This is a genomic window from Geodermatophilus sp. SYSU D01176 (genome assembly GCF_054050015.1).
Map to the genome: position 1 here is coordinate 17,595 of NZ_JBJGYN010000025.1, position 11,620 is coordinate 29,214.

Consider the following 11,620-nt stretch of genomic DNA (forward strand, 5'->3'; position numbering starts at 1 on the left):
TGCCCGAGGTACCGTCCGCTGCTGATCGGCCCGTTCGGCAGACCATGCCACGGTCCCGGCGGCCGTGCCCGCGTCCCGACGCTCGAGACGGGTACTCATGTCCTGGTCGAGGCCACGACGTCGATCGCTCCTCCTCGCCCTGGTGACCGTGCTGGTCCTCGGCCTCGGCGTCGCCGCGGCGGCGCTCCTCCTCGATCGGAACGTCGAGCCCTTCTCCAGCAGTGCCCCGCCGGCTCCGTGCGACGGGGAGGGCCGCACGGTCATCCGTCCCGACACCGACGGCTCGGTCCGCGCCGGGCAGTGGGAGGTGCCGTCGCCGCCGGACGACACCACCTACGACCTCTCCGACGTCACCTCGACGGCGTACCCAGCCACTCGGTCGCCCTTCGCGGTGGGCACCGACGACGCCGCGCTGCGCACGTGCGTCCTGGGGGGGACGGTGCTCGGGAAGGCGGACGACGCCGCGACATGGGAGCTCTACCACGACAGCTACAACGCGGCCTGCCTCAAGATCATCGCTCGCGAGTGGATGCAGGTGCGGGGCCTGCGGTGCGACAACGTAGAGGACGGCATCAAGCCGCAGGAGTCCGGCGTCAACGCGAACAACACGCAGTTCTACGTCTCGGGCACCTACCTGACCCGTATCCGGGACGACTGCATGGAGAACGACTACACGGTCGGCGGCGTGCTGTACGACAACCTGTGGGAACAGTGCAACACCGGCATCTCCGAGCGGCCCTCGAACGACCGCTCCTGGCCGACGCCGGCTTCGGAGACGCTGGTCCTCGACCACATGTTGATCGGGCTCTACGAGACCCCGCACGAGGAGGACGGCCAGGTCGTCATGGGCGAGAACGCCCTGTTCAAGTGGTCGACCTCCGGCAACCGCCTGGTGATCAGGTGCTCCGTCTTCAAGGTCGACTCGGTGTCGCTGAACGGTGAGGACGCGATGGCCCTACCGCCGGGGACGGTCGTCGACGACTCCGCGTGCCCCGACGACCCCACCACGATCGTCTGGCTGGGTGGGGGCGAGTATCCGGTGCCCACGCCCGGGATCCGCGTCGTCAGCGACCCGGACGTGTGGACCGACGCAGTCAACGCGTGGAAGGACGCGCACGGTCACCCGACCGGGAGCTAGTGGTACCCGGAGTACCGGGTCATCTCCTCGGGGGGACGACCCGTGCCGCTCGCCGGGTTGGCTCCGCCGGGATCGGCCCGGCACCAGGAGACGCGCGGGTCACCACGCGAGCCGGGGCGTCGGCGGGCGCGGGATCCGGCGAGGAGGGATGTGTCGGTCGTCGTTGCCGCCGTCCCGGTGCTGCTGGCCGTCGTCCTCGGGTACGCGATCGGCTGCGCCGTCTGGGAGGCGACCGGCCTCGGGGGCAACCCGCAGGTGGTCGGCTGGCTGACCGGCCTGGCGCTGCTCGCGGTGGCGATGAGGCTTTTGCTGTCCCGGCAGGCGCGGCTGCAGCGTTCGCTGCGCCGGGCCTGCGGACGGGGGGCGACGTAGAGGCCGCCCGACGACGCCGGAGAAGGGGCTGGGACCGGCGTCCGCGCCGTTGCGGGTGCCCACGTCTCAGTGGGTGCCGGCGTAGCGGATGACCCGGCCGGCGCCCTGAGCGCGGGCGGTCTGCAGCGACAGGACGGCGCGGCGCATCGTCTCGGCGGCGGTGGTGCCGGGCTCGAGCGCGGTCGTGCCGGCGCAGGCGCCCAGGCCCGGGATGCCCAGCTCGCCGATGGTCGCCGTCAGGCGGGTGGCGGCCACCTCGGCGTCCGCGGCGGTGCCGCGCAGCAGGACGGCAAACTCGACGGGGCCGGAGCGGCCGAGCCAGTCGTCGTCGCGCAGCGAGCGGGCCACGACCGAGGTGGCAGCGGCGAGGCTGCTGACGGGCGTCGGCCAGCTGTCGTCGCGCCGGAGCAGGCCGAGCACAATCAGCGCCCCGGGGACGTCGCGGGTGGCGGCGAGGCGCTCGGCGAGGTGGGCCGACACCGAGTTCGGTCCGGGCAGCAGGCTGGTGACGTCGTCCTCCGGTGGGAGGAGGAGCGGGACCGGCAGGGAGACCGAGAGCGGCTTGTCGGCAATGGACATGACCTCCCCATCGATGCTGATCGCGTCCCACCCGGAGAGGTGGGCTCGACGTCCGGACCCGTCACCACCCGTGTTTGCCCCGTCGCCGGACCGGAACCTCCGTCCCGGTCGGGCGGCACGCCCGGGCCCGATCCCGGCACAGGCGGTGAACACACGCGGGACCAGCGCGGACGAGCACGGACCGGACGGTTCCGTCGCGGAGCTGCTCCCCCTAGCGTCCCGGGGCCACGGGCGCGCGCGAGCCGCGCCGAGGGGGAGGGCTCGTGCGGGGACCAGACCCGGCCGGGATGGACGGCGGGCCGCTCCGCGGCATGCCGGTGCTGGTCACCGGGGGAACCGGCTTCCTCGGGGCGTCGGTGGTGCCGCGGCTGCTGGCCGCCGGGTGTCGCGTCACCGTGGTGGGCCCGGATCCGGGGTGGCGGGAGCCCGTGCGGCGGGCGATCCGCGAGGGCGTCGTCGAGCTGGTCCAGGAGCCGGAGTGGTGGCGGCCCGACGCGGCCCGGCGGGTGGCGCGCCGGGCGGTGGGGACCGAGCAGCTGGTGCACCTCGCCTCGGCGCCGCCGTCGACGGGGCAGCGGTCGGCGACCGGCGCCGCGCGGGACGCCGTCTCGGTGGACGTGGCCGGCACTCTGGAGCTGCTCGCCGCGATCGGGGACGGGCTGGGCCACGTCGTGCTGGGCAGCTCGGTGGAGGTCTACGGGCGGGCGCCGGTCACGCCGGTGGACGAGTCGATGCGGCCGACGCCTGAGGACTCGGCGGCCGCGGCGCGGCTGGCGCTGGAGGACCAGCTGCGGATCGTCGCCGCGGCGGGCGGGCCGGAGGCCACGGTGCTGCGGTTTACGACGCTGTACGGGCCCGGGGAGACCATGCCCTGGGCGGTGCCGACCTTCATCCAGGCCGGGCTGGCCGGGCACCCGGCGACCATCACCGGGGACGGGCAAGAGCTGCGTGACTACCTGCACGTGGAGGACGCCGCGGACCTGGTGCTGCGCGCGGTGGCGCGACCGCCGGCGCTGTCGCCGCCCGGGGAGCGGTTCCGGCTCGTCAACGCCGGCAGCGGGACGGCGGAGCGCACCGTGGCGCTGGCCCACCGGGTGCGCCGGGCCGTGGCCGAGCAGCGCGGCGTACTGCCCCCGCCACCGCGGCACGTGGGCGCGCGGCGGGCCGGGGACGTGGTGTGCCGGACCCAGCGGGCGCGCGAGCTGCTGGGGTTCCGGCCGACCGTCGACCTGGACCGGGGGTTGGCCGAGGAGGTCGCCTGGTTCGCCCGGCTGGCGGAGGCCAGGCGCGACCTCCCGGTGGACACCGCGGTCTGACCGCGGTGTCCACCGACCTCAGAAGGACGACGCCCGTCCGACCGGTCGGCCGTCCTGGGGCGGCAGGGCGAAGTGCCGCAGCCGGCGGAAGCCCTCCGCACCGTCGATGGCGGCACGGAGCGAGGCGGCGGCCCGGATCGCCTGGACGGCGTCGACGGTGTAGCGCCGCCACAGCCGCCGGGGCTCCCGCACCAGCCGGACCAGCCAGTTGAGCTTCAGCGGATAAGCCCACGAGGGGTAGTAGCCCTCCTGCTGCACCTGGTCGAGGAAACCGCCGCAGGTGATGGCCAGCCCGGTCGGCAGCCGGCGGGCGACCTCGCAGACGAACTCGTCCTGCAGTCCGGCACCCAGCCCGGCCAGCACCACCGTCGGGCGGTGGCGGGCCAGCCAGCGGTCCAGGTCTCTGCCCCGCGGCAACCCCTCGAAGCCGTCCCGGACGGCGACGATCCGCCCCCCGGGCGGCAGCAGGCGGGAGACCGCACGGTGGATCCCGGGCAGTGACGACGGCGTGCCTCCGACGATCGCCACCCGTGGCGACCGGAGCCGGCCCAGGAGGGCCGGGAGGACCAGGTCCGCGCTGGTCCGCGGGGTCGTCCGACCCAGGATCCGGCGGAGGAGGAGACCGTCGACGCCCACGTACGTGAGCTCGTCGAGCACCTCCGGCGTGCGGGCGAGGACCACCTGGGCGCTGTGGTGGTTCAGCCACGAGACGCTCGCGCAGGGACGCTCCTCGTCGTGGAGGGTCGCGAGGTGCTCCGCGACGAGCTCGGCGGCGACGGCAGCGGGCGCCTCCGGGTCCGGCACCTCCTCCAGGAGCACCCCGCGGCTGCCGTGCGGCTCGAGCACGGCCACCCCGGCGGGCGGCGCCGCGGCCGACCGGCCGGCCCGGGGGCCGGGGTCGGTCGCGGCGCCGTCCACGACGGTGAGGTGCAGCGGCGCGCGCATCAGACCGGCCGCTTCGCGGGCCACACGACCTCGCTGTCGGCGACCTCGCCGTCGAGCCGCTGGTAGTAGTCCCCCGCCGGCAGGACCGACTGCTGGGCCATCGCCGTGGCGACCATCCGGGCCAGCTCGATCGCCCCGCGTGCCTGGAAGTGGGTGTCGTCCACCTCGCCCTCCGGGTAGTTGGGGTGCTCGCCCGGAGCCAAGTGCATGAACCAGTCGAGCGTCCCCTCGGGGCCGAGCTCGTTCCACTTCACGAGGCTCAGCTCGGTGAGGTCGACCAGCGGCACGTCCTGCTCCGCGGCCAGCGCCCGCATGGCGGCCGGGTACTCCCCGTGCGTCGTCTTCGCCTGGCCGGCTGCGTCGAACCGCCGCCGCTCCACCGGCGTCACCAGCACCGGGGTGGCCCCCCGGTTCCGGGCACCGTCGATGTAGAACTGCAGGTAGTCCTGGTACGTGGTGTACGGGTCGGTGTAGCGGGTGGGGTCGTCGGCCTTCTGGTCGTTGTGCCCGAAGGAGATCAGCAGGTGGTCACCCGGCTGGATCTCCGCGAGGATCCGGTCCAGCAGGCCCAGGTCGTAGAAGCTCTTCGAGCTCGCCCCGGACTTGGCGTAGTCCACGACCGTCGCGTTGCCGGTCGTGAACAGCGGCAGGGTCTGACCCCAGCCGGCGCGCGGTGCCTCGTTCGTCTGGTAGATCGACGAGGTCGAGTCACCGGCGACGAAGACGCTCAGCGGCCGGGTCTCGGTGCTGGCCTCCGTCACCGTCGCGCTCGCCGTCGCGGGCGCCGACTCGTTGCCCGTCCTGTCCACCGCGGTGACCCGGTAGGACGCCGTGGTGCCCACCGGCACGGTGGTGTCGACGTAGGTGGAGGCGGGAATCGGCGTCCCGGTCAGCCGGGCGTAGTTGTCCCCCCCGCTCAGCGTGCGGTGGACGACGTAGCCGGCGAGGTCCTCCTCCGTGCTGTCGGCCCAGTCGAGGGTCACCGACCCCGCGCCCGGCTCCGCGGTCAGGCCGGCCGGGGCGGCCGGGGCCGTGGTGTCGGACGGCGGCGGCGGCAGCTCACCGGTCGGGTTCCACCCGTCGGAGCCGGCCAGGTACGTCCACTTCGTGTACCGCTCGGCGTCGGCAGCGGTCAGCTGCGGGCGGTCGGCGTTCACGCCGGCACCCGGGCCGGTGTTCCGGTACTCGGCGAAGCGGGCGTCCCGCCAGGAGAAGCCGCTCATGTCCGTCCACGGCGCCGACTTGATCGCTGCGGGCAGCTCCGTGTCGCGGACGACGACCTGCGCGATGGCGTTCACGTCGCCGCTCGGGTGCCACGGCCGGCCCAGGTGCACCGTCCCGGCGGGGGCGTCGCTGGCCACGGTGCTGTCGGTGACCAGGATGCCGAACGGCAGGCTCTTGTCGATGCTCCCGGCCGTCAGGTAGCCGTTGTTCGAGCTGCTCCCGCGCGTCGAGGCGAACAGCGTGCTCCGGTCGAACACCGCCGTGCCCCGCCCGAAGACGAAGTCCACGTCGCCCTCGACGTAGCTGTCCGCGAAGTAGGAGCGGGCAGCCGTGCCGACGGCGGGGGAGTCCACCATCAGGGTGTCCTGGTCCCCGAGGATGCGGACGTTGTCGAAGACCAGCCGGTCGCCGGTGGTCTTGAGCGCGACCGCCTGCTCGCTGCTGTAGGTGAACGCCGCCTCGTCGAACGCGTTCTCGATCGTCAGGTCGCGGACGGTGACGTCCCGGCCCTTGATCAGCACGCTGGCGCTGCCCGACGTCCCCCACGTGCCGGAGCCGTCCGGCTTCGGGGTGCTGGCCGCGTCGTCGTAGGTGAGGACGACGTCCTGGGCGTTGCCGGTCGTCCCGAACAGCGAGACGTGGTTCGAGGAGACCGTCAGCTTCTCCCGGTAGGTGCCGGGCTGCACCGCGATGACCACCGGGTCGGCGGCCGTCCCGGAGCCCGCGGCGGCCAGCGCGGCCGCGACCGTGGTGAAGTCGCCGGACCCGTCCTGCGCGACGAGGACGTCGTGGGCGGGGAGGACGACGCCGGTCGGGGTCACCGCCACCGGGGACGACGCGACCGACTCGTTGCCGGCCGTGTCGAGGGCGGTGACCACGTAGGCGTACTCGGTGCCCGCGGCGGCCCCGTCGTCGGTGAACGTCGTGCCGGTGACCAGCACGTCGTTGACCTTGTTGGCGGCGGTGACCTCCACCGGTGTGCTGGTCGAGCGGTACACCTGGTAGCCGGCCAGGTCGGCGTCGGTGCCCGCGGTCCAGGCCAGCGTCGCCGAGCCGTCACCGGGCTGGGCGGTGAGCCTGGCGGGGGCCGCCGGAGCGGTGGTGTCGGTGACCGGCTCCTCCGCACCGGTGGGGTTCCAGCCGTCAGACCCGGCCAGGTAGTCCCACTTCGTGTGGTCGGCGGCCTGGGCAGGCGTCAGCTGCGGGCGGTTGGCGTTGACCGTGGCGCCGGGGCCGGTGTTCTGGAACTCGGCGAACCGGCCGTCGGTCCACAGGTTCGGCGACATGTCCGCCCACGGCTGGCCGGTCCTGATCGCCGCCGGCAGCTCGGTGTTGCGGATGACCACCTGACCGCGGCTGTTGTAGACGACGCCGTTCTTCGTGTAGCCGTCGCTCCAGCCCCGCCACGGCCGGCCGAGGGAGAAGGTCTCCGCCGGGGCGTCGCTGGTGATGGTGCTGTCGGTGATCAGCAGGCCGTACGGGAACTGGTCGGCCGTGCTCGCCGCGGTGATGTACCCGTTGTTCGAGCTGCTGCCCCGGCTGAGGGCGTGGATCGTGCTGCGGTCGAAGACCGCCGCCCCCCGGCCGAAGACGAAGTCGACGTCGCCCTGCACGTAGCTGTCGACGAAGTAGGACCGCGACACGATGTTGGCGTCGGGCGAGTTGACCAGCAGGGTGTCCTGGTTGCCCAGCAGCCGGACGTTGCTCGCCACCAGCCGGTCGCCGGTGGTGTGCAGCGCGACCGCCTGCTCGCCGCCCGACAGCTGGACCGCGGCCTCGTCGAAGGCGTTCTCGACGGTGAGGTCGCGCAGCGTGACGTCGTTGCCGGAGAGCCGGAACGTCTGGCTGTTGCTCGTGCCGTAGGTCAAGCCCGTGGCCGGGTTGGTGGTGCCGGCGGCGTTGTCGTAGGTGATCACGACGTCGGCCGCGTTCCCGGTCGTGCCGATCAGGGTGACGTTGCTCTTGGTCAGGCTGACCAGTTCCCGGTAGGTGCCCGGCTTGACGGCGATGACCACCGGGTCGCCCGCGGTCCCCGCCGGGGTCGCGTCGATCGCGGACTGGACGGTGGTGAAGTCGCCCGAGCCGTCCTGCGCCACGAGGACGTCGTGCAGCGGCAGCACCTCGCCGGTCGGCGTGGCCGAGGCGACGGGAGAGGCCGGCGACTCGTTCCCGGCCCGGTCCACTGCGGTGACGGCGTAGGTGTAGCCGGTGCCGCTGACCACCGACCGGTCGGCGAACGCCGTGCCGATGAGCAGCTCGGCGGTGACCCGGTTGGCCTCGGTGGCCTCGACCGACGTCCCGGCGGCGCGGTACACGCGGTAGCCGGCCAGGTCGGCGTCGGTGTCCGCCGTCCAGGACAGCTCCACCACGCCGTTCCCGCCGGTGGCGACCAGGCCGGCCGGCGCGGCCGGGGCGGTGGTGTCCACCGGCTCGGTCGGCAGCGGCTGCCCCACCGGGTTCCACCCGTCGGTGCCGGCCAGGTAGGCCGCCTTGGTGTACCGCCCGGCCTGCTCGTCGGTCAGCTGCGGCCGGTTGGCGTTCACCGTCGCACCGGGACCGGTGTTCCGGTACTCGGAGAACCGGCCGGACGTCCACGGGACGGTGGCGGTCCAGTCCCTCCACGGCTGGGCGGTGTTGATGCCGGCGGCGAGCTCGGTGTCCCGCACGGTCACCTGGGCCTGCGCCGTGGCGTGCGCCGGGTAGGGCCGGCCAAGGTGGATGCCGCTGCCGTCGGTGGTGATCTCGCTGTCGGTGATGAGGAAGCCGTACGGGTGCGCGGCGTCCACCGCGGAGTCGGTGATGCTGGCGCCGGGCTGGTCCAGCACGTGGAAGGTGCTGTCCTCGAACACCGCGACCGCCCGGCCCAGGACGACGTCCTGACCGCCCTCGACGAAGGCGTTGGTGAAGTACATCCGGGTGAACGTGGTCGTGTTCGCCGTCGACAGCTGCAGGGTCTGCTTGTTGCCGAGGAGGCGGACGTTGTCGAAGACGTCCTTGTCACCCGAGTTGACCTTCAGCGCGGTCGCCTGGGCGCCGGTGACCCCGGTGCCGTTGGTGTTGGCGACCGTGAGGTTGCGCAGGCTCCACTCGTGGCCGGAGAGGGCGACGGTGGGCAGCGTGGCGCTGCTCGTGGTGAGCACCGTGTCGGCCGGGTCCGTCGTCGCACCGAGCAGGGTGACGCCGTAGCGGTTGCCGGAGTTGACCAGGCCGTCGTAGGTGCCCGGCTCGACGAGGACGACCTTCGGGTCGGCCCGGTGGTCGGCGTTGTTGGCGATCAGGTCAATGCCGCCCTGGACGGTCGTGGCGTCGCCGGAGCCGTCGGCGGCGACGACGACGTCGACCTCGACCGGGGTCGTGGTGACGGGCGCGGAGGCCGGCGAGGCGTTGCCCGCGGTGTCGACCGCGGTGACCGTGTACGTGTAGGCGGTGCCGGCGGTGACGGTGGCGTCGGTGAACGACGTCCCCGCCACGGGCTCGTCCCCGCTCACGACGGTCGCCGGGGCGCCGGCCGCCGTCCGCGTGACGCGGTAGCCGGCCACGTCGGCGTCGGCCGGGGCGGTCCAGGAGACGGTGATCTCGCCGCGGCCGAGCGTGGCGGTGAGGTCGGCCGGGGCCGCCGGCGCCACGGTGTCGATCGGGTCCGGGGTGACGCCGTCGCCGGCGGTCGGGCGCTGGGTGAGCGGCTGGTCGCCCTCGCCGCCCCACCAGACGGTGTTCAGGCCGTCGATGAACCACTGGCCGGTGCTGGGGCGGAAGACGGCGATGTCGGCGGTGCCGTCGCCGTCGTAGTCGGCCGGGACGGCGGTGTCGCCCTCGCCGCCCCAGTACGTCGTCGGCAGGCCCTGGACGAACCACTGGCCGGTGGAGGGGCGGAAGACGGCGATGTCGGCGGTGCCGTCGCCGTCGTAGTCGGCCGGGACGGCGGTGTCGCCCTCGCCGCCCCAGTACGTCGTCGGCAGGCCCTGGACGAACCACTCGCCGGTCGCGGGACGGAACACCGCGATGTCGGCGGTGCCGTTCCCGTCGTAGTCGGCCGGGACGGCGGTGTCGCCGTGCCCGCCCCAGTACGTGGTGGGGCCGCCGTCGACGAACCACTGGCCGGTGGAGGGACGGAAGACCGCGATGTCGGCGGTGCCGTCGCCGTCGTAGTCGGCCGGCACCGGGACGTCGCCCGGCCCGCCCCAGAACGTCGTGGCCCCGTCCTGGACGAACCACTGGCCGGTGGAGGGGCGGAACACCGCGAGGTCGGCGGTGCCGTCGCCGTCGTAGTCGGCCGAGACGTTGACGTCGCCGTCCCCGCCCCAGAACGGCGAGTCGGCCCGCTCGAGGTAGAAGCGGCCCTCGCTGTCGCGGAAGACGCCGATGTCGGCGGTGCCGTCGCCGTCGAAGTCCGTTGCGGCTGCCCCCGCGGCAGCCGCGGTCGCGGACGGGACGGCGATGTTGAGGAGCCCGAGGAAGAGGGCCGACAGGACCAGGGGCGCGACGGCTCGACCGGCGAGCGGGCGCGCGGAACCAAGGGGTGGGGACACAGGGGTCTCGTCTTCTCTCGCGGAACGGGTGAGCCCAGGAGCGGTCGGCGTTGACCCGGCGAGACGGAGAAGCAGACGGCTTCAGCCTCGGGAACTGGTGCGCTGTGCCTGGAGCAGCGCTGACGCTACGTAGCCGCGATCCGGACCGACCATCACCCGAGCGGGTGAGCAGAGTGCGGATCGCGTCACATCACGGCTCAGGAGCGGACGCTCAGTGACCGGAGCGCTGCGCCCCAGCACCGGACCGCCATGGGGGTGTCTCAACCGCTCGGCGTGGCGGTGGGGGCGGCGAGCCCCCGCAGGTACGCCCACCACCAGATCGCCAGGGCGGCGAGACCCGCCAGCGCGTACCCGATCGCGACCCCCTGCGCCGCCCCCAGGACGGCACCTCCCCAGGCGAAGAGGAGGACCCCGGGCGCGGAGCACAGCTGGGCCCGCAGGCTGCGTGCGGAGTCCGCGATGCTGTGCAGCCCGGTGGCCGCGCCCGACTGGACGGCGACCGCCACCAGCCACACCCCGAGCCAGGGCACCAGCTCGCGCGCCGCGGGCCAGGCCGCGCCAAGCAGGGCCGTCATGAGGTCGTCCGGGGCGAGCAGCAGCGCGGCCGTCCAGGCCACCGCGACCGCGGCCAGCGCGGCGGCGACGACCGCCGACCACCGGAGGAGGGCGCCGCGTCCGCGCGGCCGCAGCTCGATGCCGTGCAGGGTGGTGATGGTGTAGGCGCCCTGGAACAGCACGTTCACCGGGCTCAGTGCGGTCAGCGCGAGGCGGAGCAGGCCGGTCAGGGCCAGGCCGAACTGCGCGGCGAGCCCGTAGACGAGCAGCTGGTAGGTCCCGTAGCCGGTGAGGAACTCCAGGCCGTAGCGCCGCATCAGCCGGCGGTCGGCGCGCAGGAGGTCCCGGCCCGCGCGCAGTGAAGGCCGGGACGGGTCCAGCACGAGGCCCGCGGCCACGGCCAGCACGCCGGCGACACCCCAGGCGAGGACCAGCGAGGTCGCCGAGATCCGGCCGGTCAGTGCCGGGACGGCGAGCGCGGGGACCAGCAGCACCAGCCAGGCGGCGTCCAGGGCGGTGGCCGCGCCCGGGCGCCCCTGGCCGAGGAAGCAGTACCGCCAGGCGTCCTGCACGAGCAGACCGGGGAGCAGCACGCCCAGGGCGACGAGGGCGGCGCCGGTCTCCCCGCCGAGCAGCAGCCCGGCGACGGCGCTGAGGACGGCGGCCACCCCGCCGGCCGTGGCCGCCAGCGCGGTCGAGGCGCTGGTCAGCGACGGCCACCGCGCGGCGGGGGACCCGGCGTGCCGGACCAGCAGGGCCTCGCCGCAGGCCGCCCGGACGACGCCCAGCACGATCAGGTAGGTGGCCATCGCGACGGCGAACGCACCGAGCGACCGCGGCGACAGCGCCCGGGCGGCGGCGATGGAGATGAGGAAGTTGGTGCCGCTGGACAGGGCCTGGTCGGTGAGCGTCAGCAGCCGCTGCGTGCGGACCCGCCGGGACGCCGTGCTGTCGACGGCCAC

Annotated in this window: 7 protein-coding genes; 3 read left to right on the forward strand and 4 right to left on the reverse strand. The window is 74.1% G+C overall.

The annotated features are described in order from the left end of the window. Positions 1-142 precede the first annotated feature (142 nt). Both ACI78Z_RS14560 and ACI78Z_RS14565 read left to right on the forward strand, forming a co-directional pair. On the forward strand, positions 143-1,138 hold the full coding sequence (locus ACI78Z_RS14560) for a hypothetical protein (RefSeq protein ID WP_457037248.1): 996 nt from the start codon (positions 143-145) through the stop codon (positions 1,136-1,138). 150 nt (positions 1,139-1,288) lie between these two features. Beyond that, the gene (locus ACI78Z_RS14565; protein WP_457037249.1) at positions 1,289-1,510 is read left to right on the forward strand and encodes a hypothetical protein; all 222 of its coding nucleotides are present in this window, start codon (positions 1,289-1,291) and stop codon (positions 1,508-1,510) included. Positions 1,511-1,576: 66 nt separating this feature from the next. Here the strand turns inward: ACI78Z_RS14565 and ACI78Z_RS14570 are convergent, their stop codons facing one another. Then, entirely contained in the window at positions 1,577-2,089 is a 513-nt protein-coding gene (locus ACI78Z_RS14570; protein ID WP_457037250.1) for a hypothetical protein, read from the reverse strand. A gap of 263 nt (positions 2,090-2,352) precedes the next feature. Between ACI78Z_RS14570 and ACI78Z_RS14575 the strand changes: the two genes are divergently transcribed. Next, on the forward strand, positions 2,353-3,405 hold the full coding sequence (locus ACI78Z_RS14575; RefSeq protein WP_457037251.1) for an NAD-dependent epimerase/dehydratase family protein: 1,053 nt from the start codon (positions 2,353-2,355) through the stop codon (positions 3,403-3,405). Positions 3,406-3,423: 18 nt separating this feature from the next. On the opposite strand, the gene ACI78Z_RS14580 is transcribed toward ACI78Z_RS14575, so the two are convergent. From ACI78Z_RS14580 to ACI78Z_RS14590, 3 genes are all read right to left on the reverse strand, one after another. Continuing rightward, complete coding sequence (locus ACI78Z_RS14580; protein WP_457037252.1) at positions 3,424-4,374, reverse strand: WecB/TagA/CpsF family glycosyltransferase; 951 nt, start codon at positions 4,372-4,374, stop codon at positions 3,424-3,426. Next, positions 4,350-10,103 (reverse strand): pectinesterase family protein, encoded by a 5,754-nt coding sequence (locus ACI78Z_RS14585; protein ID WP_457037253.1) that lies wholly within the window; start codon positions 10,101-10,103, stop codon positions 4,350-4,352. The genes ACI78Z_RS14580 and ACI78Z_RS14585 overlap by 25 nt, the downstream gene beginning before the upstream one ends. A 260-nt stretch (positions 10,104-10,363) precedes the next feature. Next, positions 10,364-11,620 carry a hypothetical protein gene (locus ACI78Z_RS14590; RefSeq protein WP_457037254.1) on the reverse strand — a complete coding sequence of 419 codons (1,257 nt, stop codon included), beginning with the start codon at positions 11,618-11,620 and terminating at the stop codon, positions 10,364-10,366.